Annotated in this window: 13 protein-coding genes; 1 reads left to right on the top strand and 12 read right to left on the bottom strand. The window is 59.6% G+C overall.

Going from position 1 to position 17501, the window contains the following annotated elements:
- Positions 1-3: 3 nt before the first annotated feature.
- From VMY05_03430 to VMY05_03390, 9 genes are all read right to left on the bottom strand, one after another.
- The gene (locus VMY05_03430) at positions 4-951 is read right to left on the bottom strand and encodes a J domain-containing protein (protein HUV30130.1); all 948 of its coding nucleotides are present in this window, start codon (positions 949-951) and stop codon (positions 4-6) included.
- Between the two features lie 148 nt (positions 952-1099).
- The gene (locus VMY05_03425; GenBank protein HUV30129.1) at positions 1100-1543 is read right to left on the bottom strand and encodes an Hsp20/alpha crystallin family protein; all 444 of its coding nucleotides are present in this window, start codon (positions 1541-1543) and stop codon (positions 1100-1102) included.
- A gap of 237 nt (positions 1544-1780) precedes the next feature.
- Positions 1781-3997 (bottom strand): HEAT repeat domain-containing protein, encoded by a 2217-nt coding sequence (locus tag VMY05_03420; GenBank protein ID HUV30128.1) that lies wholly within the window; start codon positions 3995-3997, stop codon positions 1781-1783.
- Complete coding sequence (locus tag VMY05_03415; protein ID HUV30127.1) at positions 3969-5129, bottom strand: PQQ-binding-like beta-propeller repeat protein; 1161 nt, start codon at positions 5127-5129, stop codon at positions 3969-3971. The genes VMY05_03420 and VMY05_03415 overlap by 29 nt, the downstream gene beginning before the upstream one ends.
- Positions 5129-7936: a hypothetical protein gene (locus VMY05_03410; GenBank protein ID HUV30126.1), complete on the bottom strand. Its 2808-nt coding sequence runs from the start codon at positions 7934-7936 to the stop codon at positions 5129-5131. The genes VMY05_03415 and VMY05_03410 overlap by 1 nt, the downstream gene beginning before the upstream one ends.
- 143 nt (positions 7937-8079) lie before the next feature.
- Positions 8080-9072, bottom strand: coding sequence for an AmmeMemoRadiSam system radical SAM enzyme (gene amrS / locus VMY05_03405; GenBank protein HUV30125.1), 993 nt, complete (start codon positions 9070-9072; stop codon positions 8080-8082).
- Positions 9065-10654: an HAD-IIIA family hydrolase gene (locus VMY05_03400; protein ID HUV30124.1), complete on the bottom strand. Its 1590-nt coding sequence runs from the start codon at positions 10652-10654 to the stop codon at positions 9065-9067. The genes amrS and VMY05_03400 overlap by 8 nt, the downstream gene beginning before the upstream one ends.
- Complete coding sequence (locus VMY05_03395; GenBank protein HUV30123.1) at positions 10654-11427, bottom strand: undecaprenyl-diphosphate phosphatase; 774 nt, start codon at positions 11425-11427, stop codon at positions 10654-10656. The genes VMY05_03400 and VMY05_03395 overlap by 1 nt, the downstream gene beginning before the upstream one ends.
- 48 nt (positions 11428-11475) lie before the next feature.
- Positions 11476-12126 (bottom strand): hypothetical protein, encoded by a 651-nt coding sequence (locus VMY05_03390; GenBank protein HUV30122.1) that lies wholly within the window; start codon positions 12124-12126, stop codon positions 11476-11478.
- A 253-nt stretch (positions 12127-12379) separates the two neighbouring features.
- Here VMY05_03390 and VMY05_03385 point away from each other — a divergent pair, with 253 nt between their 5' ends.
- A complete protein-coding gene (locus tag VMY05_03385) occupies positions 12380-13771 on the top strand; it encodes a sodium-dependent transporter (GenBank protein ID HUV30121.1) in 1392 nt (463 codons plus the stop codon).
- Between the two features lie 59 nt (positions 13772-13830).
- On the opposite strand, the gene VMY05_03380 is transcribed toward VMY05_03385, so the two are convergent.
- From VMY05_03380 to VMY05_03370, 3 genes are all read right to left on the bottom strand, one after another.
- Positions 13831-14946 carry a metallophosphoesterase gene (locus tag VMY05_03380; protein ID HUV30120.1) on the bottom strand — a complete coding sequence of 372 codons (1116 nt, stop codon included), beginning with the start codon at positions 14944-14946 and terminating at the stop codon, positions 13831-13833.
- Positions 14947-15014: 68 nt separating this feature from the next.
- The gene (locus VMY05_03375) at positions 15015-16451 is read right to left on the bottom strand and encodes a sigma-54 dependent transcriptional regulator (protein HUV30119.1); all 1437 of its coding nucleotides are present in this window, start codon (positions 16449-16451) and stop codon (positions 15015-15017) included.
- Positions 16452-16646: 195 nt separating this feature from the next.
- Positions 16647-17486: a hypothetical protein gene (locus VMY05_03370; GenBank protein HUV30118.1), complete on the bottom strand. Its 840-nt coding sequence runs from the start codon at positions 17484-17486 to the stop codon at positions 16647-16649.
- Positions 17487-17501 lie beyond the last annotated feature (15 nt).

The raw sequence follows: 17501 nt of genomic DNA, 5'->3' as shown, positions 1-17501 counted from the left end.
GCCTTACTCGTCTTTCTCAAAATCTTCCAGCAGCTTCCGCTGCCGGGCCGTAAGCGTCTTCGGGATCTTCACCTTGACCTCGACATACTGGTCACCCCGCACGGCGCCCACCGCCAGACCCATGCCCTTCAGGCGAAGCCGCGTGCCGGGCTGCGTGCCGGCCGGAATGGTCAGCGAGACCGTCTTGGTAAGAGTCTTTACCTGTCTACTGCAGCCGGTGACAGCCTCGACAAACGAGATTTCCACCGAGCTGTAGATGTCGTTACCCTTGCGTGTGAACTGCTGATGCGGCATCACAATCACCGTTACTATCAGATCTCCGTTCGGTCCGCCGTACAGGCCCGGTTCCCCCTGGCCTCGCAGACGAATCCTGCCGCCGTCGTCAATACCGGCCGGTATTTTCACCGAAAGCTTCTTACCGGAGGACGGCAGCGAGAGCATTCTTGTCGTGCCGTTGACAGCTTCAAGAAACGAAATTGTCAGCCGCGCGACAAGGTCCGCGCCCGCCCTGGGCCCGCCCTGGCGTCCGAACTCGTGGCCGGGACCTTTTGCAGGACCCGCGCCGCGGCTGAACAGCGATGCGAGAATGTCGTTCAGGTCACCCAGGTCGTCCGGAGCGGCACCGCCGCCGCTTCGGAAAGTCCATCGGCCGGACTTGCCGAAGGGCGAGAAGTCAAACCCGCCGCCAAAGGCACCGGGATCGAACCCACCGGCGTGGGTGGCGCCGGCGAAAGCTCCATACTTGCGCAGGGCGTCGTACTCAGCCCGCTTGTTTTCATCCTTGAGGACTTCATACGCCTCGCTGATGTCCTTGAATCTCGCCTCAGCATCCTTGTCCCCCTTGTTGTGGTCAGGATGATGCTTCTTGGCCAGCTTACGATACTGCCGCTTAATCTCATCCAGCGTGGCGTCCTCGCTCACGCCGAGCGCTTTGTAATAGTCCTTGGCCATTTCACATCACCTCCTTTACGTCATTACCAGCCTCCGGACCTGCCGAACCGACTCGCGGCGCGCCGCTTGTACGGCGCAAAAAAGGGCTGGTCTTGCCGACCAGCCCTCCGCTACAACCAGCCTGACAGGTCTGTTGCCTGTCAATCACTTACGAGACCTTTACTTCGATCTCTTTCGGCTTGAGTTCTTCGCGTCGAGCCAGCGAGACCTCGAGCAGACCATCCTTGTAGTCGGCCTTGATCTTCTCGGCGTCGACCGAGTCCGGCAGCGTGAATGAGCGGCTGAACGAACCCGAGCGAATCTCGCACCGAACGTAGTCCCCGTCCTTGTCCTCGGACTTGAACTCCCTGCGGCCGGAAACCGTCAGGTTACCGTCCTGCACGGTTACCTTGATGTCGTCCTTCTTCATACCGGGAAGCTCGAAAGTCAGAGCCACACTGTCCTTGCTCTCGTGGACATTGACCCGCGGCGAAAAGTCGCCGTCAGCGTCGGCCATCGAGCGGACGGCCGGAAGGCTGAACATGTCGCCAATAAAGCTGTCGAACACTCTGCTCAACCCGTTCCGATTCGGTTTTACAGTCAGGTACGTCATTGTTTCTTTCCTCCTGCTATTCATTGTTTTCGTTTGCCTGTTCACGTCAGCCGAATTAAAAGCACGTGTCGTGCCGAAGCTTTCAAGTTGTGTTTTGTCAACGAGTTAAGGATTCGAACTGACAATGAGCAGTCAGATGATATGCCGCTATGGCATAATGTGGCAGTCAATATGGCAGATATAGATGTCGATTTGGCATGATTATGCCAAAATGGCGCGGGCGGACTTATAGCCCAATTACTGCCTGGAGAGGACTTCGTCTATGGCTTTGTTGATGGAGGAGTTCTTAAAGAACATTTTCTGGGTGGCAGACTGACGGGCCCGGAATGCCTGGATTTTGGCAATGGCGGTCTTGTCACCGATTTGTCCGAGCGCCCGGACCACGGCGACCCGCAGGTCTTCCCTGGAAACCCTTCCCCCGGCCAGTTCGGTAAGCGCTTTTTCGTCTTCAAGCAGGTTGCAGAGAAAGGCTCGGGCTTCGTCACCGCCCAGTTTGCCCAGGGCCGTCACACACTTGAAGGCGTCGCTCCTGGTGCGGCGTACGAGGTCAATGAGCAGTGGAGCGGTGTCGGCGGTGCCGATCAATCCGATGGCGATAATCGCCGATTCCCGGATTTCCGTGACCGGATCTTCGGCGATGAAGATCAGGCAGTCGACCGCTTCTTCACTCCCGATTTTCTCCAGGGCGCGCACAATTTCGCGTCTGACGCGCACGTCACTGTCGGACAGACGCAGGCGCAGGGGCATGATCCCCTCGGGGTCGCCCAGCGAACCGAGCACGAAGATGGAGTTGCGCACCACGTACCACCGCTCGTCGGCAAGCTCGTGGCGTCCGGGGTCGCGCTCGAAGTAACTGTCGTTTACGAGAATCCGGGTGAAGACCTTCAGCGAGGCTTTGCCCAGCTCGGCGAGAATCTTGAGCGCCTGCTGGCGTACGTTCCGTTCGGAATGAGACATAATAGACGCCAGAGTGAGCGCCACCTCTTCGGAGCAAATCGCCACCAGCGTCGATTTCAACTCGGTCGCCTCTTCGCCCCGGGACTTGACCAGGTCGGAGACGAGCTTGTCTATCACGTCGCGCTGGTTAATGTGCTCAAACGCATTCTTGACGGCCATGGAATCGTACACCGTAACATCATCTTCCACCTGGCGGCGCGTGGCCATTGCGGTCGTGATGTCGACCAGGTAGGCGCACCGATTGTTGTCCAGGCACTTCTCGAACAGCTTCCAGACCAGCTCGGAGTATTCATACGTCTCCCGGCGATCCCTGACGCGCTGGGCCACGTTCTTGACGGCAAATGCCATGACCGGTTCGTCGGTGACCAGGTTGAGCGTGGTGAACACGGTGGTAAGAAGACTCAGGGCCTTCTGCCGGAAATCAGGTTCCGGCGAACTCATCAGGTCCATCAGTCGCACGATCACGTCTTCGGCCTTCTCGCGCTGACCGGTCGTCATCAGCCGGCGGAAGGCATCGGCAAAGTCGGACACGCGGTAGTCTCTGCTGTCGACGGCAAAGAACCTGTCCAGGAGCCGTTCAACGCGGCTGAGCGATTCGCTCTTGATAGTCCCCGTGGCGCTGGCCGGGTCAGGCTCGTGGCCGCGTGCGCCGTTGCGCACCAGGCTGTCATCGAGGTTCTGCACGATTTGTTCCCGGTCGGGATGGTACTCGACCAGGCGAAACATCGTGAGGTAGTCGTTTACCGCATCGTCCCCCTGCCGCTGGTCCGACGGCACCGAGTTGATCTTATCCACCAGCGACGTGAGGGCCGCCCGGATCGTCCCGGCATCGACTGACGCCACTCGTTCCGGGATCAGGTACCTGACAATGTCGGCGTCGAAATCGATGCCCATGGAGAGTAGCTGTTCGTCCGTCGCAGCGTAGGCTCTGGCCAGCGTCACCAGGTCGCTGCCGAGCTGATCGAGCACAAACCGCCTTACCGAGTAATCGCCTTCGAACTCTCCCCGGTACTGTCTGCCGCGCTCAAAAAGCCCGAAGGCGTCTTCTGAGTTGACCTGGATACTCGCGATACCGTTTTCGCTCAGGCAGGCCGCCACATTGAAATTGGGGTCATAAAGGCTGTCCCTGCGAACGGCGTTCTCCACGAAAACCGCGAACTCATCGGGTGTAACGATACGGTCGAACAGGAGAGCGCCGATGTCGAGAAGCTGCATATACTGAAGTATCTGGGCACTGAATACGGTGTCCTTTACGCCGATGTTCAGCGCGTAGAGACACCCCTTTTGCACGTTCAGGTTGATGTACCGTTTGTACCTGAAGATGCTGCCGAGAACGAGGAACGGTTTGTCCAGCGCTTTGATCGACAGCGGATGGCCCGGGCCGTAGATCGCCATCTTCCGGCACGCCGTGGCCAGTTCCCTGATCAGGGCGTGGGCGATGTCATTCAGGTCCTTGTTGAGAGAAGACTCAGTGATCGGTCTGCTTGTGCTGCTCATAACGTTCTCCAAAACAAACCACCCTACCCTTCTGGGTTGCCACGAACACGCGTTCACCGTCTGTAACGGGCGGAAAGGCGATCGCGCCCTTCACCTTCTGGCTGGCGATCACGCTGCCGTCGGCCGCATCAAGAAGGAACAGGTTCCCACCGAGCGTACCGAGCACGACGTACTCATCGATCACCAGCGGCGAGGCCTTGATCACCTCGCCGGCATCAAAGGTCCAGAGCCGTCCGCCGGTGACGGCATCGAACGCCACCAGCTCACCGGCACTGTGGCCGACGAATACCCGTCCGCCTGCTGCCGCCGGCGAGGTCCAGGTAGGCTGACCGAGCGCCGCACGCCAGACGATCTCACCGGTTTCCGGTCCAATCGCGTAGACATGACCCGTCATGTCCGTGGCGTACAGCAGATCTCCCACCGCCACCCAGTTGACCAGCGGACCCCCGGTCTTGATACCGATGATCTCGCGGCCGTCGTCCAGTGACAGAACGTGCAACAGGCCACGGTCGTCGGGCTGGTACAGCCTTCCGTTTCCGTAGGCGGCGGATGCGATGAACTTACCCTCGGCAGAGAACTGCCAGATGCGCTCGCCGCTGGCCGGGTCAAACGCGGCTACCGTCCCGTCACCGGAACTTATTAGCAGGCGGTTACTTACTATTATCGGCCCCGGTGCGGCATCCTTTACAGACGCTTTCCAAATGGTTTTTCTGTTGACCAGGTCTATGCCGTATAAGCGGTTGGGCTTGGGACCGACGGCAAAGAAGGCCAGGGAATCCTGCATCACCAGCCCGGTCTGCGCTACACCCTTGGTCTTGAGCGACCCCAGTGAACGGCCCGTTCGGATATCGAAGAACCGCGCTTTCTTTTTCGTGCCCGGATAAATGAGAGCCTCGTGGTAGATGGTCAGCGGACCGGCCGGTTTGTCGCCCATACGGCGGCTCCAGATGACGTCCAGTTTGCCCCGAAACGCCTGATGAGTAACCGCCCCCGTAGCCTCGCTACCGCCCCGGGCGAACGGCCAGGGTGACCCGGTGGACACCATGTCTCTGTCCAGCCGGTAGCGGGCCGAGCAGCCGCCGACCAGGACTATCAGACACAGAAGAAAGAGACCGCGGGTCACGGACGCCATCAGAAATTCCACCCGAAGAAGAAGTCGAAGTCGGTTCTGCCGCTGATGGTCTCGAAATCGGTCGTTCGGGTGAAGTCGAACCGCAGCAGAACGACGTACCCGAGGTTCACGCGGAAGCCCCAGCCGAACGACCCGAGAAGCTGGTCGAATTCGTCATCCCATGCCGAGCCGACGTCGAAAAACAGCGCGCCCCGGATGGCGCTGAAGTCCAGGCCGCCGACGGGTGTGCCGAATTGCAGATTGTCGATCAGCGGGAAGCGCAGTTCGTTCGACGCGAAAAGGATGTTGCGGTTGTAGAAAGCCCGGCGGTCAAAGCCGCGAAACGACCAACTCCCGCCAAAGTAAATGCGCTGGGGCTCCAGGCCGGCCGAACTGAACCAGAACAACCGATTGGCCAGGGCGGAGTACCGGCCCAGGCGGAAATAGTGTCTGACGTCGGTGGAGACAAGCCGGTTGTAGTTGCGCGCGTCGCTGAGAGAGGTCGTGATCCCATACGAGAGATTGATGCGCCGACCCTCGATCGGCCCGGACACGTCCCACAGGGAGTTGTCGTAGACCCAGCTGATCTGGTTGGTGACCAGGAACGCCTCGCGATCCGCCAGCCCGTACCGGCGGTCTTTATGCCAGTAGCGGGCAAAGGAGGCCAGGTCAAACCGCGAGAACTTGGACACGGGGTAGCTCAGCAGCAGGAAGGCGCCGGCCTGGCGCAGGTCATAGAACTGATCGACGTCGTTGAAGTACTCGTCATACAGGTGGAACAGCCCAGCCCCCCAGTTCAGCCGCCGTTCCCGGTTGACGTAGGTGATGCCGGCGTTGATCGACGAGAGAAAGTCATCCTTGGAATCAGCGGTATTGGTGACGACGAAGTAGATGGCATGGTCACCGAGAATGTCCGAAACCATCCCCTGGAGACCACCCAGCGAACCGTACACCGGGTCATAGCCAATGGTGGACTGGGCGATATCGAACGAGTACTCGATGTCATATCTGATGGACGCCCGGCTGGTTTTTGAGTCGATGCGCTCGGGATACCACTGGGCGATACCCGGCGCAATTGTGGTCGCCACCGGTTCCGGATTCTCGGGCAGCGGCATCTCGTAGACCTTGTACCCCATGTCCTGGTAACCGGTGTAAACGAGTTTCTTGCCGTCGGGCGTCAGCCTGGGATCGAAAGCACCGGTAGCATAGACTGACTGGCGGGTCATCGTACCATCCCGGGACAGCAGGAAAATGTTGTATGAGCCGCCGCGGTCGGACGTAAAGTAGACTCCGTGCGGAGAGGTTTCAGGCGTCATGTCACGGTGCAGGCCGAAGGTAAGCTGGACCGGCTCTCCCGTCTCCACGCCGACCTCGAACAGGTTGGTGGCCCCGTTGCGTCCGTCGGTCCCGCGATTGGACGCGAACACCACCGTCTCACCGTCCGGACCGAACACCGGATCAACGTCATGGTAGACGTCGTCCGTGACAGCGCGGCACTCACCGGTCGCGAGATTCAGAACGTACAGGTCGGAGAAGCCGCTTCGCTTGACGCCGGAAAAAACGAGCCGCCCGCAGTCGGGCGAAAAACGCGGTGAAACGGCGGCGATCAACTCCGGCAGTTCGTATCGACGCGTCACTTTCCCCTCGTTCAGGTCGTAAAGGTAGATGACGTCGCGCCCCTTCGAGAAGGACGAAAACGCTATCAGCCCGGAGCCGGTAGCGTCGATCCCCGAGCGCAGCAGGTGGAGCGATTCGAACCGGGACGACCGCTCCCCTTTCAGGAGCGTGCGTACGCCTTCCGCGGAGTCGGTCCGCGGTTTCATGTACAGCCCGGTGTAACCCATCCGGTTGGCCATGTACACAATCCAATCGGTGTGCCCGCTGTCGTCGTCCCATTCGACCGGTACCGCTTTGAGCGATACCCTGCCATAGGTAAGCTGGCGTGATTCCATCTTCGGCAAACCAAACCGCTCCATCTCGGGGAAATACCTCTTCTTGAGCGAGTACTCCCATTCCTCCGAGAGCCGCTCGAGGTCCTCCCCGAGAGTGAGGCTCACGATGTCCTCAAAATGACGGCCCTTGGTCCAGTTCTCGAAAATCAGGGTGAGCTTGTCCGGCCCGTAGGCCGAGTCTATGAAGGCACAGATGGACTGCCCCAGCTTGTACATGTAGTACGTTCCCTGCACGGCCCAGAGGTCCGAAATGGAATACAACCGGTTGTTGAGCACCATGTCCTTGATGACCATGTCGGCTTCCGTATCCCATCCCTCGGACCAGTACTCCGCGATACCTTCGGTGAACCATAGCGGCGGCCACCCGTACCGGAAGTGACTCTGGCGGCTGACCTGCGCATCGATCTTGGCAAGCATGAAGACGTGTACAAGCTCGTGCTTGATCACGTGATTGAAATCGTGGTAGGAGCCGGTGAACGGAACCACCACACGCCCCTTGAGAAACTCCGTCAGTCCGCCTACCGACTCCGGCAGCAGGCCGGGCACCACGTTCGTCTGCGAGAAGTACCCCGGCGCCGAATACACGATAAGCGGCACCTTCTTCGTTATCTCCAGGTTGAACCTGGCGGCCAGCGGACGATAGGCCTCCTCTGCCGTATGCGCCGCGATCCGGGCAACTTCAACCTCAGCCTGGTAGAAGTAGACGCGGAAGTGCTCGGTCGTCATCACCTGCCAGTCGAACCGCGCATACTGGACCTTATTCTTGCCGAAATACATTTGCCCGACGCCGGGGGAGGCCAGGCCGGAGACCAGGCCGGCTGCAAGCAGCAGAAACCGACAGGAAATTACGAATCGTTTACAAAAGGCCTTTGCCATTGCGGAATAACTCTTGTTTCAGCAGCCCTTGACGGCAGTAACCGCGACCTGACGGCCTCTCGAACGCCCCTGTGGCCACGTACGGGGAAGCTCCGGTCGCCTATCCGTTTATCGGAATCTGCCGTGTGCCGTTGACCTCTCCGTCAGTCATTTCGTATTCCAGTGTCGAAGTTGCACGCGGCGCAACGGCTGCCCCTGAGCCCGATCACGGTCGCCCTGAAGCCGCTCCGTTCCACCAGCAAAGAACCGCACTGCGGGCAAACGGTGTCGGTCCCCTCGCGCAACCACACGTTCCCTAAATAGACGTATTTGAGCCTCGAGGCGGCCAGTTTTGCAGCTCGAAGGAGCGTCTCGGGCGGGGTCGACGCGTGGTCGAGCTTATAGTCCGGGCGGTAGGCCGAGAAGTGGACCGGAATCATGTCCGAGATCGAGGCCACGAATTCGATCAGATCCGTGAGATCTTCCTGAGAATCATTCTCGCCCGGGATAATCAGATTCGTGATTTCCAGGTGCGTGCCGCTCTGGGCCACGCGGCGGATATTCTCCAGCACGGGCGCGAGCCTGCCTTTACAGATGTGCCGGTAGAACCTTTCCCGCATGCTCTTAAGATCGATATTCATGGCGTCCACGAGCGGCAGCAGCTCCTGCAACGGCTCCGGGTTGATATACCCGTTCGTAACCAGCACTACTTTCAGCCCCTCATCTCTCAGCAGCGGCGCCGTGTCGAGAAGATATTCGAACCAGACCATCGGTTCGGTGTACGTGAACGCCACGCCGATTGAATCATGCGACAGGGTCGTCTCCAGAAGACGGTCCGGCGAGAAGTATACCGTGGCCGCGGCCTTTTGAGAAATGGTCCAGTTCTGGCAGTGCATGCAGCCCAGGTTGCAGCAGTTCGGGCCGGTGGACAGGATCATGGAACCCGGATAGAAATGATAAAGCGGCTTTTTTTCGATAGGATCGACGGCAAGGGTGACGAGTTCACCGTAATTGTCGGTGACCAGTTCGCCGCCCTGGTTGAACCGGCTCCGACAGATGCCGCGCTGTCCCTCGGACAGCCTGCAATCGGCCGGACACAGGCGGCACATGACCTTACCGTCATCGAGCTTATCGAAGTATGCGGCCGCTTTAAGCATGGAGCTTCTCCCCGGCCAGATGTCGTGCCGCCGCAAGAAGGTTGTCAAACACCGTGCCCTCGCGCAAGGCGCCCAGAGACGAAAGCTTGCGCTCCACGGAAGAACCGTATCCGGTCCGGACCAGCAGCGAGCGGCCGCCGATCACCCGGCCGAGATTATAGTCAACCTGGCTGTCACCTATCACCACCGACCGGCTCAGATCAATATCGTGCCTGTAAGCTGCCTCCTCGGCCATTCCTGGCGACGGTTTGCGGCAACGGCACCGCACGCCAAACACCGAATCGTTGCCCGCCCCGGCCAGGTGCGGACAATAGTAGATGTCGTCGACTTCTACGCCGGCCTCGGACAGAACCTTCAGCAGGCGCCGGTTAACCTGTTCAACGCTGTCGGTGCCGTGGTATCCGCGGGCCACGCCCGACTGGTTCGACACGATAACCAGCTTGTACCGCCCTTCCCGCAGCAGCTTGAGCGCTTCGGCGGCACCGGGTTCCAGCTCCACCTCATCCGGGTCGGACAAGTACTCCTTGTCGACCATGACGGTCCCGTCACGGTCGACAAAGACCGCGGGCGACCGAGCCGTGCTGCGGGCCAGTATTTCCGACGCGATACCTGCGACCCGCTCGACCGGTATGCGCGTGAAACAGAACGGCTCCTCCCGGTAGCACGGTTTCTTGCCGTGCAGCGAACACGGACGGCAGAATTCTTCCACCTCGACAACCTGGTCCAGCAGCCCGCGCGGAGCGAAACCGAGAGACGGATGAGTCGGCCCGAAAACGGCCATGACCGGCGTCCCCACTGCCGACGACAGGTGCGCCAGCCCGGAGTCATTGGCGATAGTGAGATCAGCCCCGGCCATGTGCGACGCCAGGGCGCCGAGCGGCTCATCGATCAGGACCGTAAGAGCGTCCTCGGGAAGGCCGGAGAAATCTTTCGTGAGCTCCCGGTCCCGTCCGGTCACAACCCAGCAGATCGCCGCGCCGTGTGACTGGTGCAGGGAGCGCGCCACCTGCCAGAAGCGCTCCGGCGGCCACTGCTTGTTTGGATGCGCCGCACCGGGCGCGACCACGACCCTGGGCCCGGAACGGTCGACCTGCGATCGCGGGGCTTGTGCGGCGCCGGGCGGCCGCAGATGGGGCCTGCGGCAGACGGCTTCGCCACCCAGCTGCCCGACACACTCATTGTACAGGTCTATAGTATGGGGCCAGGCCTCAGGTATCCGTTTGCTCCTGACGATGGCCCGCCTTTCCAGGCGACGTTTCGGGTAGACAGCCTTCCTGCCGGCGGAGATCAGTCGACGGGCCAGCCACGACCGGGCGTTGCCGTGCAAGTCGACCACGATGTCGAATTTCTCGCGGTCAAGATTACGCAGACAACGAACATACTCCCGCGCCCTCGGATTGTCCGAAAGCAGCGCCAGCCTGTCCACACCGTCGAAACAGCGAACGATATCAGCGTATTTTCGGCGCGTAAGGTAAGTCAGTTCGCTGTCGGGAAAGTGAAGTTTGAGATTGAGCACCGGCGCGGAGGTCAGGATAATGTCACCCAGCGATCCGAGCCGGACAACCAGTATTCGTTTCCTCATTACAAGAAAAGATACAGCCCGACCAGACCGGCCGCAAAGCAATAATAGGCGAAGTACTCGAACTGCCCGCGCCTGACGGTCAGGATAAGAATTCGCACCGCCACCAGACCGGAGACGAAGGCCAGGAGAACACCAACCAGATACTGACCGGAGAGGACGAGATTCAGATACAGCGGATCGCCGGCCCGGAGCAACGCCGCACCCGCAATGGCAGGTACGGCCAGCAAGAGCGAGAACTCGGCCGCCTGTGACGGCTCCGCGCCGGAAAGCTCCCCGAACGTGATCGTGGCCGCAGAGCGCGACAGGCCGGGAAGGATGGCAAGCGCCTGGGCCAATCCCATGACGATCACTGACGGCAGCGCCAGACCCTTCACGCGGGGCCTGAGGAACCTCGGGGTCAGAAGGATCACGCCTGTAACCAGAAGTAACAGCGACGTCACGAGAGGATTGGAAAAGACGCGATTATAGAAATGGTGGAACAGCAGCCCCGCGACTCCCGCTGGAAGCGAGCCGATCACCAGGTAGACGAGGATAGTCCGTTCGCGGCGCCGGTCCGGCGTGTAGAGGCTGCGAACAAGGTCCGTCAGCAGAGATCGAAAATACACAACCACCGCCAGCATCGTCCCGAGATGCAGCATCACCTCGAACGACACACCGGGCTGCTTGACGCCAAGCAGGGACTGGGCAAGCACCAGGTGCCCTGAGGACGATATCGGGAGAAACTCGGTCAGCCCCTGGAGGAGTCCAAGGATAGTCGCGTCAATGTAGGACACTGGCCCTCGGGTGAATGTTACCGTGGACTCCCGGCGAGGAGTCAGTAGTTACATGACGTTGAAGTCGACGCCCAGGAAGACGCCGTCGTTGCCGTCGATCTGGAATTCGCCGAAGAGCGAAACCGTGGTTGTCATCTTCCATTCGACGCCGCCGCTCAGGCCCACCTCCAGGTTGGTATCGGAGTCATCTCCGCTCGCGCCGACCGGCCGATCAAAGCTCAGGGCCTCCAGGCGCGCGTTGAAACGGCCGTACGGGGTCAGCGTGCCGCCCCTGGTCAGTACGATCGGGTAGGAACCTATCAGGTGACCACCGATCTGGAAGGCCGACGCGGCATCGAGATCAACAAATTCAAAGAATCCACCCACGGCAAAGTCAAACGGGTGCGTAGATCCCGGGCCGTAATTCCAGAACTGCCATTTGAAGTCGGCACCGAGGGTCAACTTGGCGTCGCTGTTGTCCGAATCTATCAACCCCAGTTTCAGACGGCCGTCGGTATACTGCGACAAACCGTAGGTGAACGAACCTGTAAACGACGTGGCGTCGGCAAACCCGACGGCAAAGCCGAAATTCCCCGCCCCCTGGCCGATCGCCCGAGCCGTGGTGAGACTGCCGAAAGCAGAGCCCATGGCGTCAACACCGTACGATGACGGTATAGATAAGCCCAGAAGTAAGATAGTAATTACAAGGATCCGTTTCATCACTCCATCCTTTTTCCGTACCACCTGGTAGTCAGTTCGGCCCTAACGTATCTGCTCGACCTCGTTGTGTCAACCAAAAAACGGGACCGCTGTTGAGCATTATTGGTTGACAACGGCGCAGATCGCGTTCTTCTTTTCGAGAAATTCGGCGGGAATGCGCTTGCCGACGGTTGCCGTTTCCCCGGCGTTTGACTGCTCCGGGCAGTGCGCACTATATAATGACGTCCTGAACACCAAAATCGGAGAACACCACGTGGCAGCTCAGGTCGACTCGCAGATTGACAGTGCACGGGCAGGCGCCGGGAAGGTTCGTCTTCACTGGACCGGCCGTTTCGGGTTCATTCTTGCCGCTGCCGGGTCCGCAGTCGGACTTGGTAACATCTGGAAATTCCCGTACATCACCGGCGTGTACGGCGGCGGCGCGTTTGTGCTGGTCTACCTGGGTTCGGTGGTCCTCGTGGGCTTGCCCTTGATGATCGCCGAGTTCATTATCGGCCGGCGCGCCCAGGAAAATCCGGTCGGAGCCTTTCAGCGGCTGCACCGAAAGGGATCTCCATGGCAGCTGGTCGGCTGGCTGGGAGTAGCGTCCGGGTTTGTCATTCTGTCCTTTTACAGCATCGTGGCCGGCTGGGCAATCGCTTACGTGTTCAAATCGATCGTGGGATTCCAGGGGACGGCCGGAGAAATCACGGGGCAATTCGATCAGTTGGTGGCGTCGCCCGGCTGGTCGATCTTCTGGCATACGGCCTTCATGGCCTCGCTGGTCGGCATTGTCATCGGAGGTGTCCAGAAGGGGATTGAGCGCTGGTCAAAGATACTCATGCCGGCCCTGTTCGCCATTCTTGTCGGGCTGATGCTATACGGGCTCCTTGCAACCCAGGGCGGCGGAAAAGCCCTTGCCTTTCTGTTCAAGCCCGATTTTCATAAACTGACCGCCGAGGCCGTGCTTTCGGCACTGGGGCATGCCTTCTTCACCCTTTCGCTCGGCATGGGGGCCATGATCACGTACGGCAGTTACATGGACAGAAAGGCGCGAATTGTACGTGACGCCGTTGTGATCTCGGTGCTGGACACGCTGGTGGCGCTGCTGGCCGGGCTGGCCATTTTCGCCCTCGTTTTCAGCTACAACCTCGAGCCGGGTATGGGGCCGGGGCTGATTTTCCGCACTCTGCCGGTGTTGTTTGCCGAAACCGGCCCGGCAATATCCGTGCCCTTCTTCGTGCTGCTGGTCTTTGCCGCCGTCAGCTCAGGCATTTCGCTGCTGGAAGTGGTGGTCTCGTACTTCGTCGACGAACGCGGCTGGGGACGAAAATCCGCAACCCTCATCATGGGGTTTGTCATATACGTGTTCGGGCTGGTCAGCGCCGTATCGGTGTTGCAGATTCCGTTTCGTGGACAGCAACAGGGATTCCTGGACGTGTTCGATTTCATCTCGACCAACTACATGCTGCCCGTCGGCGGCCTCCTCACCTGCCTGTACGTAGCCTGGATGGTAAAAGACAACGTCCGCGCCGAAGAGTTCGGCTCCTCCGGGCCGCTCTATCGCTCCCTGCGCTTCGTCCTTAGGTACATCACACCGGTAGCCGTGCTGATCGTGTTGCTTCACGGACTTGAATTGCTCCCCTTCATCGACTACAGCCGGTGACTGATGACGTAACGGGAGCTGCGAACCGACGCTGTACAGGGAGAGTCTGCGCAGCCCCGTCAGTCGTCAGGGGTCAGGTACTTGACCGCGTTCCGTCGCAGGCGATCACGGTCAAACCCCTCCAGGTCCACTGTTTCCAGATAGTTCAGAAAGCTGCGATCGAGGCGGCCGATCGCTGAACGGCCGAACTGAAGATCGGCTTGTGCATCCTTTTCCTTTTCCAGCCGAATATCCAGTGCGAACGACCGCTCTTTAAGCTCGGCGATTACCTCGGCGGGCATCGTCTTCACGGTTTCCTGGCTGACGCCCTGTACGTTGACCCGGACGATCTTGTCGCTGCTGTCAATCTCGGCCAGCCGCTGGGTGATCAGAGCAACCACCTGGTCGCCGCGCTTACCGGCGGCGTCGATGGGGGGGATATCGACCATCTGCCGCGAGGAGACCTCGTGGAAGTTCACGCCAAAAGGCTCCAGGTCCACCTCCAGAAACCCCTTCGCCGATTCCCGCTCGGCCTGAGAAAGACGTTCGCTGGAACCGGAGTAGTACGCACGCGGTGCCACCCGGCAGTAGTTGTGAAAATGACCCAGAGCCGTGTAGTCAAAGCGGTCCATTGCCTGAAGGGGCACTTCCTGTTCCCCGAGATCAGCCATGGAAAACTGCGGCATCCCGGCCGCAACGCCGTGCAGGACCATCACGTTGTACGAAGCACCGGTTTCGGGCACGCAACGGGTCAGTTCGGCGTTAAGCACGCCGGTCGTCAGGCAATGAGGAAGGGCAAAAAACCTGGCCCCGTTGATGTCGAAAACCTCCAGCCGCCCGGCTGCCGCAATAAAAAGGTTGTCGATGTATCGAAACACCTCCAGCGCGGCGCCGACGTACGGCCGCCTGGGGGCGTCATGGTTGCCGGTGATGATCACCGTGGGAATTCCATGTACGTGCGCCATTCGATGCAGTTCGCGGCCGGCAATGGCCATAACAGCGTTGAGCGGTCGGACCGTGTGGAAAAGGTCGCCCGAATGAACACAGACGTCCGGTTTGATTTCGATAATCCGGTCTACCACCTCGACAAAGCTGCGGATTATGTCCTCCTGGCGGAGAGTCAGGCCGCTTGGCCCCCGCCTGGGATGATTCTCTCCCGCGCCCAGGTGACTGTCGGAAAAATGGCAGATTTTCATGCAGGATAATATACGCCGCCCGGGTGCTGAATCAAATCACAAGAAAGACCCTGGGTCGGGAAAGGCAATCAGTACAGGTTGTATTTGGCGATCCGGTCACGGAGGGTGTTGCGGGAAATGCCGAGCGTTTCCGACGTCTTGACCTGGTTACCGTCGAACTGTTTCAGGCAGGAGGAGATAACAGCGCGCTCGAGTGCGGATTCGAGAAAGTGGTAGATCTGGCCGGGCGAGTTGACGATCAGTCGGGGCATGATGGGATCGATGATCTTCTTGAAGGTTTCAGTGTAGTCGTCCTGAAGCGTATTGAGGTCAAGCTCGAGCTTCGGGTTGTCATCGGTCAGGCTGGGAAAATCGTCGGGCTGCAGCGTCTCGTTTTTCGACATGACCATGGCCGTGTGCAGGTTGTTTTCCAGCTCCCGCACGTTCCCCGGCCACGGGTGCTTGCAGAGAACCTGCACGGCCTTCTTGGAAACCTTCTTAGCCGGTACGCCCAACTGCCGGGAAAAGCGGTCTATGAAGTGGTCGACGAGTATCGGGATATCGCCGCGCCGCTCTCGCACCGGCGGGATGAAGATCGACACCACCTTCAGGCGGTAAAACAGGTCAACCCGAAACGAGCCGTCCTTCATTGCCTGAACCAGCGACTTGTTGGTGGCCGCGATTATGCGCACGTCCACGTTGATGGACTCGTTGCCGCCGACCCGTTCAAACTGCTTCTCCTGCAGCACGCGGAGCAGCTTGGACTGGGTGAGCATCGACATGTCACCAATCTCGTCGAGGAACAGCGTGCCGCCGTCCGCCTGCTCAAACTTGCCGATCCGCTTGTAGTAGGCTCCCGTGAAGGCACCTTTCTCGTGCCCGAACAGCTCCGATTCCAGCAGCGTTTCAGGCAGCGCGGCGCAATTGACCGAGAGAAACGAGCCGTTCTTACGCTTTGAGTTGCGATGAATGGCCCTGGCCACCAGTTCCTTGCCGGTGCCCGATTCACCGAATATCAACACCGCCGCGTCGGTCTTGGCCACCTGACCGATGAGTTTGGCGATCTCGACGATTTCGGGCGACTTCCCGACGATCTCACCCACGGCGGCTGCGGGCATCTCGGGACGAACGGCCTCCGGAATCGCAATCGTTCTGATTGAGGAGCCGTAGCCGCAGGCTTTATTGACGGTTTCGATCAGCTTCTCTATCTCAAACGGCTTGGTCAGATACTCGTAGGCACCCTCGCGCATCGCTTCAATCGCGTTTTCGGTCGAAACGAAACCTGAGATCATTATCACCGGCAACTCGCTCTTGAGGGTCCTGATCTGCTTGAGCACGTCAAGGCCGGACAACGTGGGCAGATTAACGTCAAGCATGACCAGATCAATATGATGATGTTCGTGGAGAAACTGGCTTACTTCGGTCCCGTCCTCCAGGAACTCGAAACTGAACTTACTTGAGTCAAACAGGTTGGCGAGTGACTCGGAAACGTCTCTGTCGTCGTCAACCAACAGTATGTTCTTCATCTCAGTTTACGCCCTTGTAGTATATTGTCTGTATCGGTAGACCGGGCGGTTTTATGAGGCGAAAAGGTCGGCTCAGACCGGGGAGAATCAGACGCTTCCGGCTATTCTGAACAAGCCGGCGCCTGGAGCCGAGGTGCCCCCGGAACGGTCGCGGAATCGGGATTTAAAGCGCCGGGCCGCGGACGGACGCCCGGACTATTCATGGTGTCCGGCCAGGAATCGAACGCCGGTCCCCATCCAGAAGAAGTTGGCCACCACCTCGCTGGCCAGACTCGCCCAGAGTATCCAGTAGACGAGTCCGGGATTGAACCTCTCGATTATGCTCGGGGAATACCCCGACAGGACCGAAAAGAAAACCGGCAGAGCAAGAATGAACCCGGCCAGGAACAGGCAAGTTAGCGGATTCCGGATGAAGATTCTCGCCGACCGGCCCAGTGCCTTGACGGCGCCGTCGCCCAGCACCATGATCGACGGAATGGCAAAGAAAAAGACGGCCAGGATAAGAACAAATACGCAGGGCATTCCTACAGCCGTAAAGGCCAGTATCCGCCGGGGTCCGGACAGCAGCGGCTCGAACCAGAGCGGCACGTATTCCCCGGCCAGCTGGATCAGCACGTTGATGATCAGCCATACGACCACCAGGTGAGGCCACGAGGCCAGCAGCGAGCGCCCTGACGGGCGGCCGCCGTGGACGGCGAGGAAGCGCCGTCCGAAAATCCTGGCTACCGCCCCCAGCAAAAGGCCTTCTATGATCAGGGCGACGCCGAACTTGGCCCAGCCAAAGTACTCGGACAGATAATACAGGTGAGCCGGGTAGTGCGTGAACGCTGCTTTGTTCCCCTCACCGATCAGCGATACCCAGCCCGTCACGACGGTGTAAAACAGCGGCGAAGTGAAGTTGTAGTGAGCGTAAAGAACCAGCCAGTTCACAAGAAAGAAGGCCAGCAGGAGCAGCCAGACCGTGCCGCGGCCAAATTGCCTGAAGGTGTCGAGGAACAGGTCTATGAACCGGTTGATGCCGTCTACCAGTAGCACGCCTCTGCAGCCTCC

The sequence above is a fragment of the Acidobacteriota bacterium genome, assembly GCA_035529075.1.
In the GTDB taxonomy this organism is placed as follows: Bacteria; Zixibacteria; MSB-5A5; order GN15; family FEB-12; genus DATKXK01.
This window is presented reverse-complemented; position numbering and strand designations above follow the sequence as displayed.